The organism is Devosia sp., from assembly GCF_028290625.1.
Taxonomy (GTDB): Bacteria; Pseudomonadota; Alphaproteobacteria; order Rhizobiales; family Devosiaceae; genus Devosia.
Window position 1 is genome coordinate 87,428 of the sequence record NZ_JAQGJM010000019.1, and the last position, 24,840, is coordinate 112,267.

General features: G+C 63.0%; 26 protein-coding genes and 2 riboswitches. Of the genes, 6 read left to right on the forward strand and 20 right to left on the reverse strand.

Translation table 11 applies throughout. The features are described from left to right. Positions 1-9: 9 nt before the first annotated feature. From gcvH to JWR51_RS09970, 10 genes are all read right to left on the reverse strand, one after another. Positions 10-375 (reverse strand): glycine cleavage system protein GcvH, encoded by a 366-nt coding sequence (gene gcvH / locus JWR51_RS09925; protein ID WP_299746896.1) that lies wholly within the window; start codon positions 373-375, stop codon positions 10-12. Between the two features lie 14 nt (positions 376-389). Continuing rightward, on the reverse strand, positions 390-1,550 hold the full coding sequence (gene gcvT, locus JWR51_RS09930; RefSeq protein ID WP_299746898.1) for a glycine cleavage system aminomethyltransferase GcvT: 1,161 nt from the start codon (positions 1,548-1,550) through the stop codon (positions 390-392). Between the two features lie 50 nt (positions 1,551-1,600). After that, positions 1,601-1,697: riboswitch (glycine riboswitch) on the reverse strand. Next, positions 1,698-1,784, reverse strand: a riboswitch (glycine riboswitch). 266 nt (positions 1,785-2,050) lie between these two features. Beyond that, positions 2,051-2,554, reverse strand: coding sequence for an ATP F0F1 synthase subunit B (locus JWR51_RS09935; protein ID WP_299746901.1), 504 nt, complete (start codon positions 2,552-2,554; stop codon positions 2,051-2,053). Positions 2,555-2,559: 5 nt separating this feature from the next. Further along, a complete protein-coding gene (locus JWR51_RS09940) occupies positions 2,560-3,156 on the reverse strand; it encodes an ATP F0F1 synthase subunit B (RefSeq protein WP_299746902.1) in 597 nt (198 codons plus the stop codon). Positions 3,157-3,258: 102 nt separating this feature from the next. Next, positions 3,259-3,486: a F0F1 ATP synthase subunit C gene (locus JWR51_RS09945; RefSeq protein ID WP_299729516.1), complete on the reverse strand. Its 228-nt coding sequence runs from the start codon at positions 3,484-3,486 to the stop codon at positions 3,259-3,261. A gap of 79 nt (positions 3,487-3,565) precedes the next feature. Further along, a complete protein-coding gene (locus JWR51_RS09950) occupies positions 3,566-4,324 on the reverse strand; it encodes a F0F1 ATP synthase subunit A (RefSeq protein ID WP_299746904.1) in 759 nt (252 codons plus the stop codon). Positions 4,325-4,338: 14 nt separating this feature from the next. After that, positions 4,339-4,728 carry an AtpZ/AtpI family protein gene (locus tag JWR51_RS09955; protein WP_299746907.1) on the reverse strand — a complete coding sequence of 130 codons (390 nt, stop codon included), beginning with the start codon at positions 4,726-4,728 and terminating at the stop codon, positions 4,339-4,341. Between the two features lie 212 nt (positions 4,729-4,940). Next, positions 4,941-8,396 (reverse strand): chromosome segregation protein SMC, encoded by a 3,456-nt coding sequence (gene smc / locus JWR51_RS09960; protein WP_299746909.1) that lies wholly within the window; start codon positions 8,394-8,396, stop codon positions 4,941-4,943. A gap of 234 nt (positions 8,397-8,630) precedes the next feature. After that, positions 8,631-9,455 carry a thioredoxin domain-containing protein gene (locus tag JWR51_RS09965; RefSeq protein WP_299746912.1) on the reverse strand — a complete coding sequence of 275 codons (825 nt, stop codon included), beginning with the start codon at positions 9,453-9,455 and terminating at the stop codon, positions 8,631-8,633. An 87-nt stretch (positions 9,456-9,542) separates the two neighbouring features. Next, positions 9,543-10,064 (reverse strand): DciA family protein, encoded by a 522-nt coding sequence (locus JWR51_RS09970; RefSeq protein WP_299746915.1) that lies wholly within the window; start codon positions 10,062-10,064, stop codon positions 9,543-9,545. Positions 10,065-10,304: 240 nt separating this feature from the next. Here JWR51_RS09970 and JWR51_RS09975 point away from each other — a divergent pair, with 240 nt between their 5' ends. After that, a complete protein-coding gene (locus JWR51_RS09975; protein WP_366525570.1) occupies positions 10,305-11,333 on the forward strand; it encodes an A/G-specific adenine glycosylase in 1,029 nt (342 codons plus the stop codon). 610 nt (positions 11,334-11,943) lie between these two features. Here the strand turns inward: JWR51_RS09975 and JWR51_RS09980 are convergent. From JWR51_RS09980 to JWR51_RS09990, 3 genes are all read right to left on the reverse strand, one after another. Beyond that, positions 11,944-13,077, reverse strand: a complete 1,134-nt coding sequence (locus JWR51_RS09980) for a site-specific DNA-methyltransferase (RefSeq protein ID WP_299746921.1) — start codon at positions 13,075-13,077, stop codon at positions 11,944-11,946. Between the two features lie 84 nt (positions 13,078-13,161). Continuing rightward, positions 13,162-13,836, reverse strand: coding sequence for a ribonuclease HII (locus JWR51_RS09985; RefSeq protein ID WP_299746924.1), 675 nt, complete (start codon positions 13,834-13,836; stop codon positions 13,162-13,164). A 30-nt stretch (positions 13,837-13,866) separates the two neighbouring features. After that, positions 13,867-14,223: a DUF4180 domain-containing protein gene (locus tag JWR51_RS09990; RefSeq protein ID WP_299746927.1), complete on the reverse strand. Its 357-nt coding sequence runs from the start codon at positions 14,221-14,223 to the stop codon at positions 13,867-13,869. Between the two features lie 96 nt (positions 14,224-14,319). Between JWR51_RS09990 and JWR51_RS09995 the strand changes: the two genes are divergently transcribed. Then, positions 14,320-14,910, forward strand: a complete 591-nt coding sequence (locus JWR51_RS09995) for a hypothetical protein (RefSeq protein ID WP_299746930.1) — start codon at positions 14,320-14,322, stop codon at positions 14,908-14,910. A 1-nt stretch (position 14,911) separates the two neighbouring features. Here JWR51_RS09995 and JWR51_RS10000 read toward each other — a convergent pair whose 3' ends face one another. The 4 genes from JWR51_RS10000 to JWR51_RS10015 form a co-directional block, all read right to left on the reverse strand. Then, positions 14,912-15,070 (reverse strand): hypothetical protein, encoded by a 159-nt coding sequence (locus JWR51_RS10000; protein WP_299746933.1) that lies wholly within the window; start codon positions 15,068-15,070, stop codon positions 14,912-14,914. Between the two features lie 48 nt (positions 15,071-15,118). Next, positions 15,119-15,784 carry an aminoglycoside phosphotransferase family protein gene (locus tag JWR51_RS10005; RefSeq protein ID WP_299746936.1) on the reverse strand — a complete coding sequence of 222 codons (666 nt, stop codon included), beginning with the start codon at positions 15,782-15,784 and terminating at the stop codon, positions 15,119-15,121. 18 nt (positions 15,785-15,802) lie between these two features. Then, entirely contained in the window at positions 15,803-16,321 is a 519-nt protein-coding gene (locus tag JWR51_RS10010; protein ID WP_299746939.1) for a GNAT family N-acetyltransferase, read from the reverse strand. Between the two features lie 108 nt (positions 16,322-16,429). After that, entirely contained in the window at positions 16,430-17,578 is a 1,149-nt protein-coding gene (locus tag JWR51_RS10015; RefSeq protein ID WP_299746942.1) for a PA0069 family radical SAM protein, read from the reverse strand. Positions 17,579-18,015: 437 nt separating this feature from the next. Between JWR51_RS10015 and JWR51_RS10020 the strand changes: the two genes are divergently transcribed. Then, positions 18,016-19,494 (forward strand): DHA2 family efflux MFS transporter permease subunit, encoded by a 1,479-nt coding sequence (locus JWR51_RS10020; protein WP_299746945.1) that lies wholly within the window; start codon positions 18,016-18,018, stop codon positions 19,492-19,494. Here JWR51_RS10020 and JWR51_RS10025 read toward each other — a convergent pair whose 3' ends face one another. Then, positions 19,495-20,043, reverse strand: a complete 549-nt coding sequence (locus JWR51_RS10025; protein ID WP_299746948.1) for a TetR/AcrR family transcriptional regulator — start codon at positions 20,041-20,043, stop codon at positions 19,495-19,497. Between the two features lie 87 nt (positions 20,044-20,130). On the opposite strand from JWR51_RS10025, the gene JWR51_RS10030 reads away from it, so the two are divergent. Further along, entirely contained in the window at positions 20,131-20,553 is a 423-nt protein-coding gene (locus tag JWR51_RS10030; protein WP_299746951.1) for a hypothetical protein, read from the forward strand. 50 nt (positions 20,554-20,603) lie between these two features. On the opposite strand, the gene infA is transcribed toward JWR51_RS10030, so the two are convergent. Together infA and JWR51_RS10040 are read right to left on the reverse strand one after the other, a co-directional pair. Continuing rightward, the gene (infA, locus tag JWR51_RS10035) at positions 20,604-20,822 is read right to left on the reverse strand and encodes a translation initiation factor IF-1 (protein WP_299729566.1); all 219 of its coding nucleotides are present in this window, start codon (positions 20,820-20,822) and stop codon (positions 20,604-20,606) included. 192 nt (positions 20,823-21,014) lie between these two features. Continuing rightward, positions 21,015-22,685 (reverse strand): sodium:proton antiporter, encoded by a 1,671-nt coding sequence (locus tag JWR51_RS10040; protein ID WP_299746954.1) that lies wholly within the window; start codon positions 22,683-22,685, stop codon positions 21,015-21,017. A gap of 350 nt (positions 22,686-23,035) precedes the next feature. Here JWR51_RS10040 and JWR51_RS10045 point away from each other — a divergent pair, with 350 nt between their 5' ends. Together JWR51_RS10045 and JWR51_RS10050 are read left to right on the forward strand one after the other, a co-directional pair. Next, a complete protein-coding gene (locus JWR51_RS10045) occupies positions 23,036-23,434 on the forward strand; it encodes a MarR family winged helix-turn-helix transcriptional regulator (protein ID WP_299746957.1) in 399 nt (132 codons plus the stop codon). A 70-nt stretch (positions 23,435-23,504) separates the two neighbouring features. After that, entirely contained in the window at positions 23,505-24,797 is a 1,293-nt protein-coding gene (locus tag JWR51_RS10050) for an MFS transporter (RefSeq protein WP_299746960.1), read from the forward strand. The last annotated feature ends 43 nt before the right edge of the window (positions 24,798-24,840 follow it).

A 24,840-nucleotide genomic window follows, 5' to 3' on the forward strand; every position in this document is an offset into this window, starting at 1 on the left:
TCTTGCTTCTTACTTCGTCAAATCGGCATAGGCCGCGTCATCGAGCAGGCCATCCAGCTCGCCCGCTTGGCTGATGGCGATCTTGTAAATCCAGCCGCTGGCTTCCGGATCAGAATTGATGAGGCCGGGATTGCCGGACAGTTCGGCGTTCACTTCGGTCACCGTGCCCGACACTGGCGCGTAGATTTCCGAGGCGGCTTTGACCGACTCGACCACCGCGGCCTCATCGCCCTTTTTCAGCACCTTGCCGACGCTGGGCAGTTCGACAAAGACGATGTCGCCCAGGGCGTTCTGGGCGTAGGGCGTGATGCCCACAATGCCGGTTGAGCCCTCGACGCGAATATACTCGTGGTCCGGGGTGAATTTGGTGGTCATGATCGATCCCTCAACTAGGATTTGGCTTTGCGGAAATAGCGGTGTGGTACGAAGGGCGTGGCAGTCACCTGTGCCGGTTGCATGCGGCCGCGAACGCTGACCTGCAATTGCGTGCCCGGCGCGGCATGCGCTGGCGGCACAAACCCCAAGGCAATTGCCCGGGCTAGGCTAGGGGCAAAGCCGCCGCTGGTGACCTTGCCCACGACCATGCCCGAGGCATCGAGAATTTCGGTGCCCTCACGCGCTGGCGCGCCTTCGACGAACAGGCCGACGCGGACGCGAGACAGCTCTCCGCCGAACTCTTTCAGGATGCGCGCGGCGCCCGGAAAGTCGGCGCTCTCGCGGCGGCGCTTGGCGACGGCGAAATTGAGTCCCGCTTCAGTTGGAGAGACCGTTTCGTCCAGGTCATGCCCATAAAGCGGTAGCCCGGCTTCAAGACGCAGGCTGTCGCGCGCGCCGAGCCCGATCGGCTTGACACGTTCGTCGGCTAGCAGGGCATCCCACATCGCTTCGGCCATGCTGGCCTCGCAGAGGATTTCGCAGCCGTCCTCGCCGGTATAGCCCGAGCGGGCGATGATCAGCTTGGTGCCGTTCCACTCGAACGGCGCATAGGTCATGAAGCCCAGCTCGGCAACACCGGGAACAATGGTGTCCAGAACGGCAACTGCCTCGGGTCCCTGCAGGGCCAGAAGGGCGCCGTCATCGGCGCGAGTCAGCTTGGCTTTGTCGCCGGCAGCCTTGGCGATGATGTCGAAGTCATTGTCCTTGGTGCCGGCATTGACCACGATATAGAGCGAACCGGGGAACAGCGGCGAGCGAGCCACCATCAGGTCGTCGATTGCGCCGCCGGTCTCGTTCAGCAACAGGGTGTAGCGTACCTGACCGGGCTTCAGCCCCTTGATGTCGCCGCAGACCAGCGGCTCCACCAGCGCCGCGACTGCAGCATGATCGGCATCGGCGTCGCCGCTTGGATTGTTCAGCGTCAGGAAGCTCGGCCCCATGTGGCTGACGTCGAACAGGCCCGCATGCTCGCGGGTCCATTTATGCTCGCCCATGATGCCCGTGGGGTACTGCACCGGCAGGTTATAGCCGCCAAACGGCACCATGCGGCCACCGGCGGCGACGTGCTTGGCATAAAGCGGGGTGGTTTTGAGGTCTTCGACTGGTTCGGACAAGCGGCGCTCCCGGCAAATGGACACTGCGGACATTCGTTCCCGAACGCCGTGGTGCCCCCTCTGTCCGCTGAACCTGAGAGATTTCCCGGCCGCCTATGGGCCGGTTGCTCCTTCGGTGAGGCGTGTGCGCCTGCTTTCCAGAGTTTTCGTCGAACTGCGGTCCATTTGCCTGAGAGTTTCCGGGGCGGTTGCTCCTTCGGCGCTGGACTGAACCAGCTCTCCCGCAGTCATCGGCACCATGGGGGAGATTCCTCAGGGCGTCAATCGCGCTGCGGGGCAGGGCACAGGGAATTGTGCCACGCCCTCGTGGTTCGAGGCTCGTAAGAACTCGCACCTCACCATGAGGACTACTAGAACCTCGCAATTCCAGCAGTCGTCCTCATGGTGAGGTGCGAGCCCTTCGCGAGCCTCGAACCACGAGGACGTGGCACAATGTGCCCGCCCAAACAAAAAGGCGGACCTTGTGGCCCGCCCCTAATTCTCACGCTTGTCGCCAAACCTTAGTTCAGCTGCGTACCAACATCCTTGATGGCCTTGCTGACCAGATCGTCGCCCTTGCTGGCCATTTGCTGGCTGAGCACGATGCGAGCGGCTTCCACGGTCAGGTCGGCGGCGCGGGCGCGCACTTCGCCGAGTGCCTGGGCTTCAGCCTGGGCGATCTTGTCCTGCACTGACTTGGTGCGGCGGGCGATCAGGTCGGTCAACGCCACATTGGCTTCTTCGGCAAGGCGCTTGGCCTCTTCCTGGGCGGCAGTCACGATGCCGGCGGCTTCGCCTTCGGCAGCGACGCGCTTGTTTTCATAGTCGACCAGCAGGGCTTCGGCTTCCTCGCGGAGGCGCTTAGCTTCGGCCAGGTCGGTTTCGATCTGAGCGATGCGAGCGTCGAGCATCTTGGTGATCATCTTCGGCAGGCCGAAATAGATCATGATGCCGATGAAGATCACCAGCGAGATGGTGGCCCAGATGGTTGCCCAGCTGGTTGCGTCGATTGTCGAGAAGTCCATCCGAGCTACTCCTTGGCCGCGGTGGCGACAGCGTTGCGCGCCTCATCGGCCGAAGCCGAACCGGTGAGCTGAGTGACCAGCGCCTGCACGGTATCGGCGGCGATTTCGGACACATGGCCAAGGGCCTCGGTCTTGGTCGCCTGGATGCTGGCTTCGGCATCGGCGACCTTCTTGGAGAGGTCGGCCTCGACCGCTTTGCGCTTGCCGTCGATATCGGCCTTGATGGCGTTGCGGGTTTCTTCGGCAATGGAGTGCGACTTGGCGCGAGCCGCGGCGTGGGCGGCCTCATAGGCTGCAATCGCCGCGTCGGTCTTCTGGCGGGCCCCGTCGGCTGCGCTCAGATCGCCATCGATCCGGCTCTTGCGGTCTTCGAGGATGGAGCCGATGCGCGGCAGAGCCAGCTTGCTCATCGCGAAATACAAAATTGCGAAGGTGATCGCCAGCCAGATCAGCTGGGTGCCAAAGCTCGAAGGATCGAACGGCGGAAATACTTCGGAATGTTCACCGCCATGCGCCTCTGTGGTCGCGTGGACAGCACCACCCTCGGCAGATGCATCGACAGCCGCCTGGGCGACGAGCATCACTGGAGTTTCGGTTGCCATATTGGTCTACCCATTGGTGAGCCGGCTCGAAAGCCTTCGAAAAAAGCGGCAGCCCGGAGAAATTTCCCCCCGGCCGCCGCTCCTAATGAACGAACGCTGATATCACACTGCGAACAGCAGGAGCAGGGCGATCAGGAACGAGAAAATGCCCAGAGCTTCGGTCACGGCGAAACCGAAAATCAGGTTACCGAACTGGCTGCCGGCGGCAGAAGGATTACGCAGGGCGCCCGACAGGAAGCTGCCGAAGATGTTGCCCACGCCGATAGCCGCACCGGCCATGCCGATAGCTGCAATACCGGCACCGATGTACTTGGCGGCAATTGGATCCATTTGAATACTCCTTGGAGACCGAAGATTTGGGTTTCTGCCGTCCGGCCACCGTGGCCGCACGAATAGCTAGGCAGTCAGATTAATGCGACGGATGGATCGCATCATTGATGTACATCGAGGTCAGCACCGCAAACACATAGGCCTGCAAGGCTGCCACGAGGAATTCGAGCGCCGTGATGGCGACCGTCATGATCAACGGCAGCGATGCGCCGAGGAACCCGAGAACGCCCAGCGAGCCGAGCGAATAGATGAAGCCCGCGAACACCTTGAGCGTGATGTGGCCCGCCAGGATATTGGCGAACAGACGCACGGAGAGCGAAATCGGGCGCGACAGGAACGAGACAACCTCGATCGGCACCACGATGGGCAGGACATAGCCGGGAACGCCAGCCGGCACGAACAGCTTGAAGAACTTGAAGCCGTTGCGATAGAGGCCGTAGCCGATCACCACGACGAACACCAGGATGGCCAGGGCGGCCGGCACGATGATGTGCGAAGTGGTGGTGAAGAAGAACGGGATCATGCCGAACATGTTGGCCATCAGCACGAACATGAAGAGCGAGAACACGAAGGGGAAGAACTTCATCCCCTCGGAGCCGGCGGCCCCTTTGACCATATTGGCCACGAAATCATAGAGTAGTTCGGACACTACCTGTGCCCGGCCGGGCACCAGACGGCGGCCGGCGGTCGAGCCGAGCAGGAAGATGACGATCAGGCCGACCGTCAGCACCATGAACAGGGCCGAATTGGTGAAAGCGAAGCCGCCTTCGCCGCCGAGCGAGAAGATATTGGTCAGTCCAAACTGATGGATCGGATCGACTTTATTCGGATCGGCCACGCCCAAACCCCGGTCTAGTTATCGTCTTCATCATCCGTGCTCGAACCTAGGTCCGAACCCGGTGGCGGCGGCGCCGCCTTGTTCATTTGTGTCACCACGCGGATGACATTGAGAATGCCTGCGGCGAAGCCCACCAGTAGGAGGATGAGCAAGCCCCACGGCCGGGTTCCCAAGCCGAGATCGACCAGATAACCCAGGCCCGCTCCCACCAGAATAGCGGCGATGAACTCGGTGCCGATGCGCATGCCGCGCGCCATACCGCTCATGTCGCTGGGAGACATGTTCGAGGCTCTGTTGGCCTCGACATTGCGTTCCCTCTGGGCTGAGGCAATACGCGATGCAAGATCGCGCGTCACCCCTTTGGCACTATCGGGCTGACCGTCGGTATCTTGCGGTTTTGGCATCCGCTCGCTCCCCTTGGCCGGCCACTCCCGTGTGTTCCGGGGCGCCTTTATTAGTCGCGCGCAACATAGGGAAGGGCAGTTGGAGTGTCAAGACGAGGCTGATCGGCTTAACATACTGATGTGTATGGTATTTTTGGCTTGGCAGCAGGGTGCGGCATGCTGTCCACAGCTAATCGTGGCGAAGTCTGGGCAGGGCGCAGAGGATTCTCTGGCTAAACCGCCTCGCGGAAGCTCTCGGCCGTGGTCAAATCCACCGAAACCAGTTGGCTGACCCCACGCTCAGCCATCGTCACGCCGAACAGGCGATCCACCCGGCTCATCGTGATCGGATTATGCGTGATCACCATGAACCGCGTCTGCGTCCGCTGGCGCATCGAATCCAGCAGGTTACAGAATCGCTCCACATTGGCGTCATCCAGCGGGGCGTCGACCTCGTCGAGCACGCAGATCGGCGCGGGATTGGTCAGGAACACCGCAAAGATCAGGCTCATGGCGGTCAGCGCCTGCTCGCCACCCGAAAGCAGCGTCATGGTCTGCGGCTTCTTGCCGGGCGGGCGGGCGATGATTTCGAGGCCCGCTTCCAACGGATCGTCGCTTTCCACGAACTGCAATTCCGCCGTGCCGCCGCCGAACAGCGTGGTGAACAGCTCCTGGAAATGCGCATTGACCTTGGCAAAGGCCTCGTTGAGCCGAATGCGGCCCTCGCGATTGAGCGATGCAATGCCCTGGCGCAACTTGGCGATGGCCTCGATCAGGTCGTCCCGGTCCTTGACCATCAGGTCGAGCTTTTCCTGCACCTCGACAGCTTCCTTTTCCGCCGACAGGTTCACCCCGCCCAGCCGCTCGCGCTCAGCCTTGAGCCGGTCCACCTTCTGTTCGATGGCATGCTCATTGGGCAGGGCTTCTTCCGGCTTGATGCCCGAGGCCTCGAGCGTCCGGCTGGCTTCGATATTCAGCGTCTCCTCGATCTGGCGCTCGATCTGCTGGCGCTGGACGATGAAGCCCTTGAGCCGCTCCTCGATGCGCGTCAGCTCGATTCGCGCCGCCGCCAGCGCTTCGCTCGCCAGCCGCAAAGCCTTGTCGGCCTCGCGATAAGTCGTCTGCGCCACGCTCAAACTGTCGCTTGAAGCCTTGTGCTCAACCTTGGCGCGCTCGATCTGCTCGTCCAGCGCCGCGCGGCGGGCGGCAAAGCCATCCGGTGTTTCATTGACATTAGCGAGCTGGCTGGTGACTTCGGCGGTGCGGCTATCGAGTGTTGCCAATTGCGCCATCGCGCCCTCACGGCGGCGTTGCCAACTGCTGCTATCTCTTTCCAATTGCGCCAACCGACTATCGCGCATCCGCGCCGCAGTCTCGAACGAGCCCAGTTTCAGCCGCGCCTGATCGGCCCGCTCGCGCAACTGCACTAGGCTCGCTTGCCTTGCTTCGGCGAGCTCGCCGGCATCGTCCTCGTCGCCGGCCTCTTCAAGCGCCTGTTCGGCATCGTCGCGGATCGCCTCGGCTTCACTCAGGCTGGAGGCCAGTCGCACGCGCGCTTCTTCCAGCGCACTCTGCCGCGTGGTCAAATCGCCGATGGCGCGCTGGGCCTTGTCGACTTCGATCTGCGCCGCGCCGATGGCGTGCTGGGCTGCGCGCCAGCCATCGCGCTGCTGCTTTTCGGACTGCCGTGCCTCGGCCAATGCCGTGGTCAGGGCGTCGATATCGCGCTTCCAGCCGTTGCGCTCGGCCCGGGCCCGCGTGACTTCCTCGTCCAGTTCTGCCAGCCGATTGCGCTGTGCCAGCCGCTGTGCGGCGGCGCTCGGTGCGTCGGCGGCGGCCACAAATCCGTCCCAGCGCCACAGCGCGCCCTCAAGCGTCACCAGCCGCTGCCCCGGTTTCAACGCATGCATCAATGCCGGACCATCCGCATCGCTAACCAAGCCGATCTGGTCCAGCCGCCGCTTCAATAATGGATTGCCTGAGACATAGCGCGACAGCGGCTCGGCGGCCTGGGGCAGGGCGGCATCATCATATCCGTCGATAGCCGCCGCCCAATGCATCGGCGCTCCAGCGTCAGACGAGGCCTCGAGGTCGTCCCCCAGCGCCGCGCCCAACGCGGTTTCGTATCCCGGCGCCACCTTGAGTTGATCGACAATCGCCGGCCAGAGCGAAGCCCCGACATTGAGCATCTTGCCAAGCGTAGTTGCCTCGGCCTCCAGCCGGTTCAACGCGGCTTCGATCTCCTGCAATTTCGGCCGCGCCGCGTCGAGCCTGGCTTGCGCTGCAACGGACACTTCCTCCGCCGCCACTGCGCCTTCTTCCGCCTCGGCCGTGTCCGCCTGCGCTTTGGCCAGAGCCGCGCGCTTGCGCGTCAGTGTCTCATCGGCATCGAGGCTCGCCGTAATCGTCGCCGCTTCGCGCTCGACTTCGGCCACCTGCTGGCTCAACCGCGCTATGCGTGTCGCCGCATCCTCCGCGCTGCGTTGCGCCTGTACCCGTCGAGCGCGAACCTGCGCCAGTGCATCGGCCGCCGCGCGTGCTTCGGCCTCGGCGGTAAACACCAGTGCTCGCGCCGCGTCGGCGGCAATCCGCGCGTCGTCAAATTCCGCCTGCGCCGCCTCGCCCTCGTCCTGTAGCTGCGCCTGCTCCTCGCCATAGACCGCCAGCGTCGTTTCGCTTTCGGCCACCAGATCGCGCTCACGCGTCCCGTCGGCGGCCAATTGCCTGATGCGGTCTTCCAGCTCGACGCGCCGCTGGCTATTGCGCCGGGCCTCTTCCGCCAATTGCTCGGACAGGATCGTGTAGCGCTGCAGCACCGCCCCGGTCACCGCCTCGCGGTCGCGCAATGGCTGCAGCGCCGCGTCCGCCGTTTCCAGCGCGCGCTGCGCCTGCAATTGCTCATGGTTGGCATCGGCCAAGCCACGGATCAGAACCGCCTGTTGCGCCTCGGCCTCTTTTTCTGCAAAGCGCGCTGCCACCCAGCGAATGTGGAACAGCGTCGCCTCGGCGCGGCGGATATCGCCGGAAATCGCCCGATAGCGCATCGCCAGCCGGGCCTGCCGCTTCAGCGTTTCGAGCTGCGTGTCGACCTGGCCGATAATATCATCGACGCGTTCCAGATTGCTTTCGGCCGCCCGCAACCGCAATTCGGCCTCGTGCCGGCGCGAATGCAGCCCGGAAATCCCGGCGGCTTCTTCGAGCAAGGCCCGTCGCTGCGTCGGCTTGGCGGCGATCAATTCGCCGATCTGCCCCTGCCGCACCATGGCCGGCGAATGCGCGCCGGTCGAGGCATCAGCGAACAGCAATTGCACGTCGCGGGCGCGTACTTCCTTGCCGTTGACGCGATAGACCGAGCCACTTTCGCGCTCGATGCGGCGGGTGATTTCAAGGATGTCGGCATTGTTGAGCGCGGCCGGCGCGGTGCGGTCCGAATTGTCCAGCACCAGCGTGACTTCGGCGGAGTTGCGCGCTGGGCGCCCGCCAGAGCCCGAAAAAATCACGTCATCCATGCCCGAGGCGCGCATCGCCTTGTATGAGCTTTCGCCCATCACCCAGCGCATCGCCTCGACCAGGTTCGACTTGCCGCAGCCATTCGGCCCGACAATACCGGTCAGCCCCGGCTCCATATGGAGCACGGTTTCATCGGAAAAGGATTTGAAGCCGTGTAGCTTGAGGCGGGAGAATTTCATCGCCTCTCACCCCCCCTTCTCCCCTTGTGGGACTTCGAACCGTCCCGAAGGGCAAATCGCTCCTGTGGAGCGATTTGAGGAGAGAAGGCCGAGAGGGCTGTGCCCGAACGGCTGGTGGCGCGCAGCGCCGGATGAGGGGGCCGTGATGGCTGAGAGAGACCCCTCACCCTGTTCTTCCGCTGCACGCGGAAGAACTGTCCCTCTCCCGCAAGGGGAGAGGGTAAGCAGTAGAGATTAGGGAGCAGCAGGCACGGCAGGTGCAGGCTCAGCAGGAGCGACGGGTGTTGCCGTCTCGGCCGGTGCAGCGGGAGCAACTGGCGTTGCAGTTTCAGCCGGCGTAACCGGGGTTGCGGTCTCACCCGTTGGGGCAGGGGCAGCAGGAGTCGTTCCCGCGGCAGGAACGGGTGCGGTTCCGGCGGGCAGCAGCGGGTCGATTTCGGCCGCAAGCTGTTCAAGAGACTGTTCCCCGGAGAGCGTCTTGCCATTGATGTAGAACGTGGGCGTGCCGGCAAGGCCAAACTCGTTCAGCGCCTGATCGCGCAGCGATTCCATCCCGGTGAACAGCGCCTGATTCGTCAAGGCGGCGTCGAAGGTTTCCTGGGTAAAGCCGAGCTGCTTGGCGATTTCGAGGATCGCGTCGCGCGGCTTGTCCGAAGTGCCCCAGGTCTGCTGGGTTTTGAAATAGGTCGAGATGACGTTGTGGTAATTGGTTTCGCCGGCCGCGTCGGCCAGCATGAACACCGCGGCGTCCAACACATTGCGCACGAACGGGCGCAGGATGAACTTGACGTGGCCGGGCTTGACGTAAGTCTCTTCGAATTGCGCGAGGACCGTGTTGGAGAAGGTCGCGCAATGCGGGCAGGTCGGCGATGCGTATTCAATCACCGTGACCGGCGCATCGGGCGAGCCCTGCACCTTGTCGGTAAAGCCGGTGGGGGCCATCAACTTGGCCATATCCACGGTGTCGCCATCGGCGGCCAAAGCCGGAGCCATCCCGCTAAGGCTGAGCGCCGAGGCGGCAGCGGCTAAAACGAGGGTGTCACGACGGGTAAACTTCACTGGGAACGCTCCTGATGGCTTTGTGGCGACACTACACATCGCCAAAGTGTCGGCAAGTGGGCACATGCATCAACAGGGAGTGAACGTCTACTTGTTCTTGCCTTCCGGCCTGCTGGACAGCGCGTGGCCCAATGCCCGCAACGCCTCCCTCAGGCCTTCGTCCTCAACCCCGGCGAGCGAGGCTCCGACCTTCGCGATAGTGCTCTGGCTCGGTTGACGACGCTTATCGTCCCCCTTGGCTGAATGCCCGCTGAATGGCTCTGCCGACAAGCGGACAGCCCCCACCAGCACATAACCGAAGTATCGGTTCACCGCCGCCGCGATCGCCGGCCCTTCATGGGAAATGGCCAGCGCATGGCCGGCAATGCAGCGCAGGTAGAGCGTCGCCCCCTCGGCGCTGCGCTCGCCCCGCGGCCAGGTCAATTTGTCTGGAATAGCGACCGCATCATATGGCTTTGGCGCCATCGCGCCCCAATGGGTGATGATATCGCGACTGGCAAAGCCTCGTTTCTTCAGCACCGGATCGAGCGCCCCCGCGAGCGCATCAGCCAGCGACATAGACCGATTGCGGCGCTTGGGTTCGGGCGGAGATTTGGGGGCGGTGGTCATGGCGGGACACTAGCATTTGGATAACGCCGCGACACCCCCTCCCAACCTCCCCCATCAAGGGGGAGGTGCCTGCCGGTGGGCTGAACTGGATCGAGTCCCAAGAGTGGAGAGAAACCTCCCCCTTGATGGGGGAGGTAGGAGGGGGTGCGCTTCGATCCTGTTGATGTGAACCCAACTCCGCTTGCACCAATCGCCGCCTTCCCCCAATTCTCCCCTATGCATCTGCCGTCCCCCGCTCCCATCGACGCTCCATCGGTCCTCGCCTGGTATGATCGCCACGCCCGCGATCTCCCCTGGCGCATTTCCCCCGCCGACCGCGCGCGCGGCGTCGCGCCCGATCCCTATCGCGTCTGGCTCTCCGAGGTGATGCTGCAGCAAACCACCGTCGCAGCCGTCCGCAAATATTTCGAGCGCTTCACCTTTCTCTGGCCCACCGTGCAGGATCTCGCCGCCTCGCCCATCGAGGCCGTGCTCGTCGAATGGGCCGGCCTCGGCTACTACGCCCGCGCCCGCAACCTGCACGCCTGCGCCGTCGCCGTGGTCTGCGACCACAACGGCGTCTTCCCTAATACCTCCGTGGGCCTGCAAGCACTCCCCGGCGTCGGCGCCTACACCTCCGCCGCCATCGCCGCGATCTGCTTTGACGAACCCATCGCCGTCCTCGACGGCAATCTTGACCGCGTCCTCGCCCGCTATTACGCGCTCGACGTCCCCGTCCGCGACGCCAAAGAGGAGCTGCGCGCGGCCCTGCAAGCCTCAGTCCCGACGCGCGCCGGCGATTTCGCCCAAGCCATGATGGACCTCGGCGCCACCATCTGCGCTCCGCGCAATGCCCTCTGCATGCTCTGCCCGATCCAGCCCGGCTGCATCGCCACGCGCACCGCCGACCCGACGATCTACCCCATCAAGCCCCAAAAAGCCGACCGCCCCACCCGCAAGGGCCACGCCTATGTGATGACCGACGCCGACGGCGACGTGTACCTGCAAACCCGCCCCGGCAAGGGCCTCCTCGCCCAAATGACCGAAGTCCCCGGCTCTGACTGGGCCGCTACTCTCCCAGCCCCCGATTACCCCACCCCCACAACTTGGCGCCACCGCGGCCAGGTCATCCACGTCTTCACCCATTTCCGGCTGGAACTGGAAGTCTGGTCGGCGACGGTTGATCCCCAAGGCATGGACAAGGGCTGGTGGTCCGACCCCAAGACCCTCAAAGGCGAAGCGCTACCGACGCTGTTTCGGAAGGTTCTGGCCGCGGCGGGGCTAGACTAAGATCAGGGAGCAAGCTGAAAGTTCGGGCCGCCGTCTTCCTCAACAATGTCCAGGCCCGCAACCGCTATGTTGGCCGGAATCGTCTTGGCATCCTTGGGACACTTGGAGCTGTTGATCACAAGTTTGGTGATCTCGCTCAAAAGATATGGAACTTGTCGTTTAAAAGATATGGAACTTGTCGTTTAATTGAGGGCGATGCGGGAGGCACGATGGTGACAGTCGCCTGCGCATCGCTATATCGGACTATCAGCCGTCGTTGTTGAGCCCAAGCCTGCGCTTGCTGGGAAACAGCTATCTCCTGACCCAGCAGAAATCGAAGCTGACCATTGGTGCACAACTGACCCATGCGCGCCGTTAGCTGGACTATTCCTGCTTCCGGTAGCTTGGCCATTTGAGCCGAGGCCGAGTTCTGCCACGGGACGGCCGCCATCGCCAGGAGCGCTAGTAGAATGCGTGACCAAGTCATACCGGAGGTTCCTTTGTGGTCTAGGCAGCGTTGCCAAACATAGACCCAAAAATCAGGAGGCGTCACGGACCGACACAGCAAACAAAAAGGCCGCCGGGGCAAACCGGCGGCCGAAGTAAGAGCCTGATTGATTGGAGGTCAGGATCAGGCAGAAAGCAAATCAAGTTTCGCACGTATATCCGTACGAAGATCGTCTATCGGGGCGACGCCTCGGGCAGTATCGTGATGCCAAAATGTCCACCCGTTGCATGCCTCGGAACCCTGAACCAGCGCCCCCACCTTGTGGATGGAGCCCTGGTGAGAACCCGAGACGAGTGAGCCGTCGGCACGAACCATGGCAGAGTAACGTTTTGTTAAGTCAAACAGTTGCGCCCCCGGCTCGATTAATCCCTGCTCGATCAGCGAGCCAAACGGAATGCGGGTTTCCTTGCGCTTTGGCGTCACCGATTGCAGAGCTTCGAACACACCCGGCCGGATCGCCGCGATCCGCTTGAGCGCCGCCGCGATGTAAGTGTCCTCGCGTTCGATGCCGATAAAGTGACGGCCCAGCTTGCGCGCCACGGCGCCGGTCGTGCCGGTGCCGAAGAACGGGTCGAGCACGATATCGCCTGGCTTGGTGGTCGCGTTCAAAATCCGGAACAGCAGCGCTTCGGGCTTCTGCGTCGGATGTACCTTGTCGTCGGCATCGTCCTTGAGCCGCTCGGCGCCGGTGCAGATGGGGAACAGCCAGTCGCTGCGCATCTGCGTGTCGTCGTTGGCCAGTTTCATGGCTTCATAATTGAAGGTGACGCGGCTCTTCTGGCTCTTGGCGGCCCAGATCAGCGTTTCATGCGCATTGGTAAAGCGCGTGCCACGGAAATTCGGCATGGGGTTCGCTTTGCGCCAAACAATATCGTTGAGCATCCAGAAATCGAGATCCTGCAGCGCCGTGCCGACGCGGAAGATATTGTGATAGCTGCCGATCACCCACAGCGCCCCATCGGGCTTGAGCAGGCGACGCGCAGCCGCCAGCCAGGCGCGGGTGAATTTGTCGTAATGGGCAAAGCTGTCGAACTTGTCCCAAGCGTCATCCACCGCATCGACCTTGGATTGGTCGGGACGGGTCAGCCCCTGCTCGAGCTGCAGGTTATAGGGCGGATCGGCAAAGATCAGGTCGATCGAGCCGGCCGGCAGTGCGTTCATGTGGTCGATGCAATCGCCCACCAGAATAGTATCGATCGGGAGCCTTGTGGGCTCTTCCGCAGCGGCCACCGGGGCCGTACGCGCGGTACGCAACATACACTTAACCCTAACAAAGGACTAACTATCCTGTTGTAGCGCGGTAGGGTTAAAGTGGAATGAATAGAATGGGTTAGCGAGAGGTTAAGAGGCCAGGTCGATGATCGTCGCGCTCACCGTCAGGCGCAGCCGGGCCTCGACGACCGGGGCGAAATCCGCCCTGTGGTGCCGGCAGGGGCCATGATCGGTCAGCGCCCGCAAATGCTGGGGCGTTCCATAGCCCTTATGCGTCGAAAAGCCGAAATGGGGCGCGTCGCAATCCATGATGCGGCACATCCGGTCGCGCGTCACTTTGGCGACGATCGAGGCCGCGGCGATCGACACGCTGCGCCCGTCGCCGCCGATCAGCGCAATACCTTCGCAGGGCAGGCCGGGCGGAATATCGCGTCCATCGATTAGCGCCCGGTCCGCCGCCACCGATAGCCCGCGCACCGCCTGGCTCATCGCCCACAGCGTGGCGCCCCGAATATTGCGGCTGGCAATGATGGTCGGCGGTGCGACCACGACCGACACGATAGCGCCGCTGACCACGATCAGTTCGAACAACGCCTCGCGCTGCTCCTCGGTCAGCTTCTTGGAATCGTTGAGGCCCGGCGGAATATTGTTCGGGTTCAGCACCACGGCAGACACCACTACCGGCCCGGCCAGCGGTCCGCGGCCGGCCTCGTCGACGCCGGCAACAATCCGCGCCCCGCGCGCCTGGGCCGCGAGCTCGTGGGTATAGTCGGGTTCGGTCTGCTCAATTGATTCGAACAACATGGGCGCAGCATCTGCGCCCGCGCTGCGATGTCAACTCAAAGCCGCCAGCATGGCCGCGCGATCTGGTGCAAAAATATGCCGGCCGACCTTGTTGGTCTCATAGACGAAATCGCGCAGCGCCGTGCTGGCGGCGACCGCAGCGCTGACATCGCCGAGGATCACCAGGCGGCAATGATAGTTCTGCAATTTCTGGATAAAGGCGCCGGCCAGCCCGCTGCGCAGCCGCAGGAAGTCCGGATCAAGCCGCTCGGCGGGCAGCACGATCACGGTCGCGTCGCTCGAGAACGCCTCGCTCAGAATATCGCTGGCGTCGCGATCGCTGCCCAGTGGTGGGCCCATGGGCTCCAGTTCCAGCACGGCTAAGCCGTTGATTTGCGCCACCTGCACGCTAATCTCCTCAAAAACTCCTAGACGCCGGCCTGTATTCTTCGCCGTCGCTACTGTAAACAGAACTGCGCCGGGGGCGGCACGTAGAGTTTGTCGATGATCGCTAAAATCAGCCTCGCCGTCATTCTGGCCGCCTTGTCGGGCCTGCCGATTGTCGCCGCGCCGTTCCATCATTCCTTTGGCGAATGGCGGGAGTACAATCAGGATTGGCTGGCCGCCTGTCCCGATATCATCAATGAGGACGCCACCGACTATTACGGCACGTCCTGTTTTGCCAGCACCGGCAGCGAAGAACTCAACAGCACCAACCTGCCGGCCTGGAAGCTGACGCTGATCTTGAATCGGCTGACCGGGGTGATCGATGTCGCCTTCACGGGCGCAGCCGACGCCGTAGAGATCGACACGACCCGGCCGTTGCGGATCGCTTTTGGCGGAGATGCCCCGCTGTTGTTCGACTTCACCACCGATCTGCAAACCCGCTACAACACTGTCAATCAGTGGTTCGTCGCCGATCCGGCACGGCGAGATAGCCTGATCGGCACGATGAAAACGCGCAATGCGGCGACGCTCACCGTGCCGCTGACCGAGCTTGACGAGCAGACCCGCAGTGTCTGGCTGTCCCTGCGCGGCGTGACCGCCTCGCTGGATTTCATGGCTAGCTACGCCCGCAAGGTCGCCCAATATTGAATTATTGCCGTCCCGCCCAATTGGCGTAAAATCCCAGCAATGTCGGCAGCAGCGCGCCGTCTGCCTCCCAGGCCACTTCGGTCAGATGCAGGATGCCGGTCAGCAGGTTGATCCGCTCGCGGTCGAGCACTCGCCCGGTCAGCGCCTCGTATTCGGTCACGATCCGCGCCGTCAGGTCAGGCGAGACCAGGCTGGGATAGACGAATTCCTAGTGCAGCGGTCCGAACCCTGAATCGGCGAAGTCATAGATGCCATTGAGCCGCCGGCGCTCATGATCGAACGCCATGTTCCAGCCATGGCCGTCGAAAAAGCCGTAGATCGTCCCCAGCGGGTCAGGCGGAAGCTCTTGCCATGCAGTGATCGTGCGCTCGGCCAGCGCCCGCTGTTCGGCCGGCAGCAGCGGCGCCGCGCGCTGCAAAATGTAGTCCGGCTCCGGCCAGCCATCGAGCGGCGCAGCGCCGGCACCCGCCATCGTCTGGGAATCAAGCGCGTGCAATTGCGCAAAGAAGGCCGCCATTTCCCCCGCCAGATGCTGCCGGTCCTCGTCCGGCAAGCGCTCATAGTCCGCCGTCAGCAGGTGTTCACCCGTCAGCTTGCGATGGCGCGAAAACAGTCGGGGACTGCGGAATAGCTCAAGCTCCGGCACCGGTGTGGTGATGGCGGGCCCGATGACGGCCAGCAGCCGCGCCTCCATGGCGAGCGCCGTTGCCGCGTCCTCGCTGCGCGGGAATTTGAAGATCAGTTCATCATCGACATCGACCGCCAGACTGTCCCAGCCCTCCGCCAAAAGGCCGAACCGGCTCCCGGCAAGCTCTGGAAACGCTTCGACGAGGATGGCCCGCAGCGTCTCAAGGCTCAACTCTGGTGGTGGCATTGGCAATCCCCGCGGCACTCACAGCGCCTTGCGCATCTCCAATACATCGAAATCGTCGCGCCCCGAAGCCGGGTGCTGCTCAAAGGGAAATGGATGATGCCGGCCGGTCTGCACATAACCGCGCCGTTCATACCAGGCGATCAATTCGTGGCGCAGGTTGATCACATAGAGCGTCATGACGTTGCATTTCCACAGCGTGCCCACGCTGGTCTCTAGCTGCGCTAGCAGCGCCCGGCCAATTCCGGCGGTCTGCACCGCTGGATCGACCGATAGCATCCCGAAATACCCGGCCTCGCCGCGCCGTTCGATCATGGCGCATGCGACCAGCTTGCCATCGCGTTCGCCCAGCACGAAGCGATGATTGTCGTCCGCGATCAGGCCGGCGACTTCCGCCAGACTGGTGCGCGGCTGGCTGAGCAGATCGGCTTCGCTGGTCCAGCCGGCACGCGCCTCCGGGCCGCGATAAACCCGCTCCACCAAGGCATGGATCGCCCCGACATCGGCCGACGCTGCATATCTGAACGCGATCTCACCCACGCCAACACTCCCGACAGATCAGCGGAAGCCGTGCCCGCAACAAATCCAGGGACAGAAAAGACAGAAAGTGCCGGCGCTGACAACTAGTGCGCCGATCATTGTAGCCTCTTAGAACAGGCTCATCTGCTTGTTCTCGGGCCGGGGCGGCTCGAACAGGTCGGTGCGGATGGCCGGCAGTTTCTCGTCCAGCCCATAGCGCTCGCGCGCTTTCTCGAAGCGCTGCTGCAACAGCGTTGCATAGGGGCCTTCGCCGGTCATGCGCGTACCGAAGCGCGGATCGTTGTCGTAGCCGCCGCGTGTATCGCGCACCAGCGACAGCACATGGCGCACCCGGTCGGGGAAATGGCGCAGTAGCCATTCGCGGAAAATGTCGCGCACCTCTCCGGGCAGGCGCAGCAGCACCATGCCGGCGCCCTTGGCGCCCTGCGCTGCCGCCGCATCGAGAATGCGCTCCAGCTCCATATCGTTGATCGCCGGAATCATCGGCGCCGCCAGCACCGAAACCGGCACGCCGGCTTCGCTCAGCAGGCGGATCGCTTCCAGCCGCCGCGCGGGGGAGGACGCGCGGGGCTCCATCTTGCGGCTGAGCTTGTGGTCCATCGAGGTCATCGAAATGCCCACCTTGACCAGCCGCAGCTTGGCCAGTTCGGTCAGCAGATCGAGATCGCGCACGATCAGTGCCGATTTGGTGACGATGCTCACCGGATGTTTGGTTTCCAGAATTACTTCCAGGATGCCGCGCGTCAGCTTGTGCTTGCGCTCGGCCGGCTGGTACGGGTCGGTATTGGTGCCCATGGCAATGCGCTTGACCTTGTAGCTCTTCGCCGCCAGCTCCGCGCGCAAAGCTTCCACCGCATTGGTCTTCACATAGATATCGCGCTCGAATTCTATCCCCGCCGAGTGGCCAAGATAGGCATGCGTTGGCCGCGCAAAGCAGTACGAGCAACCATGCTCGCAACCACGATAAGCATTGATCGAGCGATCGAAGCCGATATCGGGGCTGTCATTGCTGGTGATGATGGTCTTGGCGCGTTCGAGATGTTCGATGGTCTCGAAAATGGGCAGTGGCTCGACGCTGTTCCAGCCATCGTCGAACCCTTCGCGGCTCTGCTTCTCGAAGCGGCCGCTGCGATTGGACTGCGCGCCACGGCCGCGATTGCGGCTCGGGTCGACCAGTTCGCGCCGCGCCAGATCGGCGTCGCGGCTGCGGCTGAGCTTTTCCAATGCTTCGAAAGACGGGGCCTGATAGAGGGCCATTGCTGTTCTCCTGCCGGCGAAACCACAGTCGAATCGTGAATTCAACGTCCCCCGAACATAGGGGTTGCATAAGAACATAACAAGAACAGATTTGCAGGCGCACCGCTGCTGCCCACCACATGGGAATCGGGAGCGCCTGCTTCAATCCCCAAGTCCGTTTCTACCACCGCAAGGCAGAACTGCACCTGCGTGGCTGGACAGGGCGGGGCCACCGGCATAAACCAACCAGCCCTTTCGAGACTGCCGGAAGGCGACATATCCTTAAGCAGTCGATTTAGTATTGACCCTCGGGGGAGGGCGGTTTACTAAACAATGCGCTTAACTATTAAACTCGGCCTGCTGACACGCGCTGTCGTGGATTTGTTGCACCACCGTGTCGAAGTGAACCGCCGTCATTCGTCTTTATGGCGATACTGATCGTATGAAGGGAAAGCCCCATGACCACCGATGCTCCAACCTTGGCCGATTTCGAGGCTACTGCCCCTGTCGAGGACCATAGCGCCCGCAACAAGCTCGTCATCGGGCTGCTGCTGGTCTCGGCCTTCGTCGTCATTCTCAATGAGACCATCATGGGCGTGGCGCTGCCGCACCTGATGGCCGATCTCGACATCACCGCCAGCGCCGCGCAGTGGCTGACCACCGCCTTCATGCTGACCATGGCCGTGGTCATCCCGATCACCGGTTTCCTGTTACAGCGCCTTAATACGCGGCCGGTGTTCATTCTGGCTATGTCGCTGTTTTCCGCCGGTACGTTGATTTCGGCGCTGGCGCCCGGTTTTGGCGTGCTTGTGATCGGCCGCATCGTGCAAGCTTCCGGCACCGCCATCATGATGCCCCTGCTGATGACCACCGTGATGAACCTGGTGCCACCGGAATCACGCGGCAAGACCATGGGTAATATCTCCATCGTCATCTCGGTCGCTCCCGCCATCGGGCCTACCATTTCCGGGCTGATTCTGTCGGTGCTCGAGTGGCGCTGGATGTTCATCCTGGTGCTGCCGATCGCCTTGGCGGCGCTGGCGCTTGGCGCGTCGCGCATCAAGAATGTCACCACGCCCACGGACGCCCCGATCGATATCCTATCGGTCATCCTCTCCGCCATCGGCTTCGGTGGCTTGGTCTATGGCCTCAGCGGCCTTGGTGAAGCCGCGATCCATGCGCCGCTCGTATCGCCCTTCATCCCGCTGGCGGTGGGCGTGGCCGCCATCGTCATCTTCGTGCTGCGCCAGTTGCAGTTGCAGAAACAGGATCGCGCACTACTCGATCTGCGCACGCTCGCCATCCCGGCCTTCACCATCTCGGCGGCCATGATGTCGATCCTGATGATGGCAATGTTCGGCGCCTTCATCCTGCTGCCGATCTATCTGCAGAACGTGCTCGGGCTGACCACGCTCCAGACCGGTCTGCTGCTGCTGCCGGGTGGGCTGATCATGGGCCTCTGCGCGCCCACCGTGGGCAGCCTGTTCGACAAATACGGCCCCGTGCCGCTGGTTATTCCCGGCGCCATCCTCACCAGCGCCGCCTTGTGGGGCCTCACCTTCATCCAGGTCGACACCCCGTTCTGGGCGCTGCTGATCGCTCACCTGGGGCTCAGCGTCGGCTTGGCACTGATGTTCACGCCGCTGTTCACCGTCAGCCTCGGCTCGCTGCCGCCAAATCTCTATTCGCATGGCAGCGCGGTGATCGGCACCACCCAGCAAGTCGCCGGCGCGGCGGGCACGGCCCTGTTCGTCGCCATCCTGACCCTGCAGTCGGCGGGTCTTGCCGCCGGTGGAGCTGATGTGCTGACCGCGACGACTGGCGGTATCAAGGCGGCGTTCCTCTGCGGCGCCATCATCTCGCTGCTGGCGGTGGTTGCGGCCTTCTTCATCCGCAAGCCCGCCGGTGGCGCGCCCGGCATGGGCCACGGCCACTAACTACAGCAGCCGCAACAGTTCGGCGGCAACACCATCGAGGGGGGCGACGCTCCCCTCGGCCCGGCACAGGATCAGTGCCCCCTCCATCCCCGCAACCGTCGTCAGCGCAATCGCCGCGGCGCGGGCAGGGGGCAGGCCCGCGGTTTCGAGCTGTTCGGTCAGCAATCCTACCCAGGCCCTGAACGTTTCCCGCACCACCCCGATCAACTGATCCCCGGGCGCCGTATCGATCGCAGTGCCCGCCACGGCGCAGCCCGATGCCCCGTTCGACGCGATTACCACGCGCCGCCACAGCTCCACGAACCCGTTGATGACCTCCACCGCACTGGCCCCATCCAGCGCCCGCTGCCGCGACAGCACGAATGCCCCCGTGGCCTGCACCGCGGCCTCTGCCAACTGCGCCTTGCCCTCGGGAAAATGGTGATAAATCGAGCCGCGCGGCGCGCCGCTATCGGCCAGCACGTCGGAAAACGACGTTGCATTGACCCCGCGCGCCGCGATGAGCGCCACGGCACTGCGCACCATCTTGGCCCGGCTATCGTTCTCCATCACGCAATTCCTTGACTATGACGACCGTCATATGGCATCGATTGTCCATTGACTATGATGACCATCATAATTCCTGGAGAAGCTCTCATGCCCATGATCGATGTCTACGCTGCCAAGGGAACGTTCGGCAACAAACCCGCGCTGACCAAGGCGCTCAATGCCTGCCTGATGGCCTGGGAGAAGGTGCCGCCGATATCCTGGTTCACTGATAACACTGCCGCTTTTATCCACGAAATGGACACGGATTCGTTAGCTAATGCTAACGGCGACAGTAGCTTTATACGCATTCAGGTACTCACGCCGGTCGGCATTCTGGATCGCGATAAAAAGCTGGGTGTCACCCGCGAGATGACCGACATCATCGTTGCGGCATCGAGCAATGCGACGCCGAAGGAGCATGTCTGGGTGCAGATCGTGGAAGCGCCAGATGGTGGCTGGGGCATTGGCGGCCACGCCTATCTCAATGACGAAATCGCCACCGAAGCGCGTCGCCGTCTTGGCATCGCGTAGGGCCCAATCGGCCCAGCGCCGGTCTAGCTGACCGGCGCGACTGCCTGATTCTAGCGGAAGCGGTAAGTAAGGCGACCCTTGGTCAGGTCATAGGGTGTCATTTCGCACAACACCTTGTCGCCGGCCAGCACGCGGATGCGGTTCTTGCGCAGCTTGCCGGCGGTGTGGGCGATAATCACATGATCATTCTCCAATTTGACCCGGAAGGTCGCATTGGGCAGCAATTCGGTAACAACGCCCGGAAATTCGAGCACGTCTTCTTTGGCCATGTAGGCTCCTGAGTAGCCCCGAAGCAGGGCCTCGGCAGACGCCGGGCGGGTTCGGGTATGTTGGGATCATCACGTCTGGCAACCGGGTTTCCCCAGAGGCGTCGACAGGCAGAATGGTCTGGTGGACGTTATATAGTGTAGTTCACCTGCTTTGTGAACCACTTGCCGGTTTTCAGCGCGCAATGCAGCCATCTATTCGCTGCGACGCGCAATGACTGCTTGTTCCAGGTCGATATTCTCCAGCATTTCGCGCACGATTTCGTCGTCCAGCCGCTCCGCGTCGCGCTCGGCGATCAGCGCCCCGCGGCGCGCCGCCTGCATTTCGCCGACAATGACCATCATTTTTTCGCGGCCCACGCTGGTATCTGCGCCCCGGCCTGCCGGACTGAGGCCAAAGTCGCGCTTCACATTGGCCAGCATGCGCTCGCTGAACGCCTTCCCCGCTTCGTCCTCCTGGGCGTCGCGGATTTCCTCCAGCTTGTCGATCGAAGCCTTTTGAGTTGCCACCCGTGCCAGCGCCACCTGCTCCTGGCGAAAGGCTAGGTCGCCGTCATTAGTAATGCCCAGCCACTTGATCAGCCAGGGCAGGGTCAATCCCTGCAGGATCAGCGTTCCCAGTGCCACCGCGAAGGCGATGGTGACGATCAGGTCGCGTTCGGCCAACGGCGCCCCGGCGGCAGTGACCAGCGGCGTACCGGCTGCGGCCGCGAGCGTCACCACGCCGCGCATGCCCGACCACGACAGCACCAGGTTTTCGCGCCAGCCCAGCGGCTCGGCCAGCTTCGCGTCCGGGCTGCGACCGCGCCGGCCGCGCCGCGTCGGGCGCGCATTGATGCTCGCCAGGCGCCGCTCGAACCCCTCCTTGCGCCGCGGATGGCTCCATTTCGATAGCACGGCACTGAACATCACCCAGACGATACGGACCAGGATAACCGCCACCAGTGTCAACGCGGAAAGGCCCGCCAGTGTGCCCAGGGTATAGCCGTGCTCGATCGCGTCCTCGACCACAAAGCGGAACTGCAGCCCCATATAGGCGAACACGAACGCCTCCAGCAGCGCATCGACGACACGCAGGAATTCGCGCTGCTGAATGCGGCCGTCGAATTTGAGATCCGACGAATTATGCCCCAGCGACAGCCCGGCAAACACCACCGCCATGACACCCGAAGCGGTCAGTTCTTCCGCCAGCATATAGGCCGCGAAGGGGGTGATGATGGTCAGCGCCGTGACCATGGTCGGGTTATGCAATTGCCGGCGCAATTGATGCACGATCCCGCCCATGAAGACGCCCAAAATGGCGCCGACGCTCGCCGCGAACAGGAAATACAGCGCCGCGTTATCGATCGGCATCGATCCGCCGGTGGCCCCCGCTACCGCCGCGCTGAACAAAGCCAGCGCTGCCGCGTCGTTGATCAGGCTTTCACCCTTGAGCACCGTCATCAGCCGGTTGGGCAACTTGAGCTTGGTGCCGATGGAGACTGCGCTGACCGCGTCGATAGGCGCGATCACCGCGCCCAGGATCAACGCCGCCGGCAGCGACATCACCGGGTAAAGCCATCCCAGCAGTGCGCCCACCGCCACCGTGCTGACCAGGATCAGCGCCACGCCCATGTTGAGGATCGAACCGATCCGCTTCATGAAGCTGAAAAACGAGAAATTCACCGCCGCCGAAAACAGCAATGGCGGCAGCACCAGCCCGAGGATGATATCCGGCTCCAGCTCGGTGCGCGGCAATCGCGGCACGAAGGACACCGCAATGCCCACCATGGCGAGGAACAGAGCGGACTGATATCCCTTGCGCTCCGCAAAGATCGTCAGCCCGATAGCCGCCATCATCACGATCAGGATTTGGGATGCGCCCATGTGCCGTCTCCGTCGCCGAATGTGTCGTCCACCGGCTAACTCAGAAAGCGCCCCACACAAAGGGATTTTCCTTCTTTCTCCCGCTTGTGGAATTCTGTCTTGCTTGAACATCGTGCCACGCCCTCGTGGTTCGAGGCTCGCGAAGGGCTCGCACCTCACCATGAGGGCTGCTGTTGATTTCGCGATGTTCCAACAGCCCTGATCATCTCAGTAGACCTCATGGTGAGGCGGGAGGCGCAGCCGACCCTCGAACCACGAGGACGTGGCGCTGTGGGCGGTCTCCGCTTGCTTGAACAGTTCAAAGAGCACCTCCCTTGCCAAATCCCACACGCGGGCATATACCCGCATCCATGGATCAAACCTGCCTCTGCATTGCTGTCCGCAAAGCCTCGCGCCGCATGACCACAGTCTACGACGATGCGTTGGCGCCGGTCGGCATCAATCTCGCGCAATACAGCCTGCTCAAAAAGATTCGCCGTATGGCGCCGGTTTCCCTGACGGACCTTGGCACCGCCATGGACCTCGACCGCTCTACCATCGGCCGCAACGTCAAGGTGCTGGACCGGATGGGCCTGACCCAAGCCGTTACCGGCAGGGATCATCGCGAAGCCACCGTCGAGCTCAGCGAAACGGGGCAGGGCATCCTGTCCACCGCGATCCCGCTCTGGGAGCGGGCGCAGGGCCAAATCAACACAAAGCTGGGTGCCGATAAGGTCGCCCAGCTCGAACAACTGCTGGCCGAACTCTGATTTTTTCACGCACAAACGGGTATATACCCGAAAATGGACGCCAAATGACCTCATGCCCAGGATGCCAGCCATGATTTCCAACCGTCTCGCCGCCTTCCTCGCGGCTCGCGGCATCCATTATGGCTGGGTCGCCGCCGGCACCACCTTCCTCGTCATGCTCGCCACTGCCGCCGCCATGGGTTCGGCCGGCGTGCTGATCGAGCCGCTGCAAAAGGAGTTCGGCTGGAGCACCGCGGAAATCTCCACCGCCTTCGCCATTCGCCTTGTGCTGTTCGGCCTGCTCGGACCCTTCGCCGCCGCCTTCATGAACCGCTTCGGCGTTCGCGCCGTCGTTGCCACAGCGCTGTTGTTCATCTCGGGCGGCATTCTGGCCTCCTTCGTCATGACCCAGGTCTGGCAGCTCGTCCTGCTCTGGGGCGTCGTGGTCGGTGTCGGCACCGGCATGACCGCGCTGGTGCTGGGCGCCACCGTCGCCGCCCGCTGGTTCGACAAGCGGCGCGGCCTCGTCGTCGGCATGATGACCGCCAGCAATGCCACCGGCCAGCTTATCTTCCTGCCCCTGATCGCGGCGCTCACCGAACAGATCGGCTGGCGAACTGCCCTCACGCTTGTTGTCGGCATCCTGCTGGTCGCCATGCTTGCGGTCCTCGTTCTGATGCGTGACCGCCCCGCCGATCTGGGACTCACCCCTTATGGCGGCACCGCCATCGTCGCGGCCCCACCGCGCGGCAGCATGCTGTCACTTCTCACCTCGCCGATCGCCGCCTTGCGCGACGCCGCTAAGACCTCGGTGTTCTGGGTGCTGTTCCTTACCTTCTTCGTCTGCGGCTTTTCCACCAATGGCCTGATCCAGACCCACTGGATTTCCATCTGCGGCGATTTCGGCATTGCGGCAGTAGGTGCCGCCGGCATTCTCGCCGTCATCGGCATATTTGACTTCGCCGGCACCATCAGCGCCGGCTGGCTCTCCGACCGTTTCGACAATCGCTGGCTGCTGTTCTGGTTCTACTTCCTGCGCGGTCTGTCGCTGCTTTACCTGCCATTCAGCGGGTTCTCGCTAGAAGCGCTGGCGCTGTTTGGTGTCTTCTACGGCCTCGATTGGGTCGCGACCGTCCCGCCCACAGTCAAGCTGGCCGCCGAGCGCTTCGGCCCCGAAAAGGCCGGTCTGGTGTTTGGCTGGGTCTTTGCCGGCCATCAGCTCGGAGCCGCCAGCTCTGCCTTCTTTGCCGGCGCGTCCCGCACCCAGTTCGATAGCTACATGCCCGCCGTCTTCATCGCCGGCGCCCTCTGCGTCATCGCGTCCCTGCTGATCCTGACCGTCGAGCGTCCAGCTTCGTTCAAGGCAAGGCTCCAGACGGCCTGACGCAAGCACTCGTTAACCCCTGTGGCAGCTTGGCGGGAGGAGT

Bases quoted from the DNA above. Each gene is read 5' to 3' on its own strand.
- JWR51_RS10030 (WP_299746951.1), top strand. From the start codon at position 20,131: ATGCCCATGATCGATGTCTACGCTGCCAAGGGAACGTTCGGCAACAAA.
- JWR51_RS09945 (WP_299729516.1), bottom strand. From the start codon at position 3,486: ATGGATCCAATTGCCGCCAAGTACATCGGTGCCGGTATTGCAGCTATC.
- JWR51_RS10040 (WP_299746954.1), bottom strand. From the start codon at position 22,685: ATGGGCGCATCCCAAATCCTGATCGTGATGATGGCGGCTATCGGGCTG.
- JWR51_RS09985 (WP_299746924.1), bottom strand. From the start codon at position 13,836: ATGTTGTTCGAATCAATTGAGCAGACCGAACCCGACTATACCCACGAG.
- JWR51_RS10015 (WP_299746942.1), bottom strand. From the start codon at position 17,578: ATGGCCCTCTATCAGGCCCCGTCTTTCGAAGCATTGGAAAAGCTCAGC.
- infA (WP_299729566.1), bottom strand. From the start codon at position 20,822: ATGGCCAAAGAAGACGTGCTCGAATTTCCGGGCGTTGTTACCGAATTG.
- JWR51_RS10050 (WP_299746960.1), top strand. From the start codon at position 23,505: ATGATTTCCAACCGTCTCGCCGCCTTCCTCGCGGCTCGCGGCATCCAT.
- smc (WP_299746909.1), bottom strand. From the start codon at position 8,396: ATGAAATTCTCCCGCCTCAAGCTACACGGCTTCAAATCCTTTTCCGAT.
- JWR51_RS09980 (WP_299746921.1), bottom strand. From the start codon at position 13,077: ATGTTGCGTACCGCGCGTACGGCCCCGGTGGCCGCTGCGGAAGAGCCC.
- JWR51_RS09955 (WP_299746907.1), bottom strand. From the start codon at position 4,728: ATGCCAAAACCGCAAGATACCGACGGTCAGCCCGATAGTGCCAAAGGG.
- JWR51_RS10005 (WP_299746936.1), bottom strand. From the start codon at position 15,784: ATGCCACCACCAGAGTTGAGCCTTGAGACGCTGCGGGCCATCCTCGTC.
- JWR51_RS10025 (WP_299746948.1), bottom strand. From the start codon at position 20,043: ATGGAGAACGATAGCCGGGCCAAGATGGTGCGCAGTGCCGTGGCGCTC.
- JWR51_RS09940 (WP_299746902.1), bottom strand. From the start codon at position 3,156: ATGGCAACCGAAACTCCAGTGATGCTCGTCGCCCAGGCGGCTGTCGAT.
- JWR51_RS10020 (WP_299746945.1), top strand. From the start codon at position 18,016: ATGACCACCGATGCTCCAACCTTGGCCGATTTCGAGGCTACTGCCCCT.
- gcvH (WP_299746896.1), bottom strand. From the start codon at position 375: ATGACCACCAAATTCACCCCGGACCACGAGTATATTCGCGTCGAGGGC.
- JWR51_RS10045 (WP_299746957.1), top strand. From the start codon at position 23,036: ATGGATCAAACCTGCCTCTGCATTGCTGTCCGCAAAGCCTCGCGCCGC.
- JWR51_RS09935 (WP_299746901.1), bottom strand. From the start codon at position 2,554: ATGGACTTCTCGACAATCGACGCAACCAGCTGGGCAACCATCTGGGCC.
- JWR51_RS09970 (WP_299746915.1), bottom strand. From the start codon at position 10,064: ATGACCACCGCCCCCAAATCTCCGCCCGAACCCAAGCGCCGCAATCGG.
- JWR51_RS09995 (WP_299746930.1), top strand. From the start codon at position 14,320: ATGATCGCTAAAATCAGCCTCGCCGTCATTCTGGCCGCCTTGTCGGGC.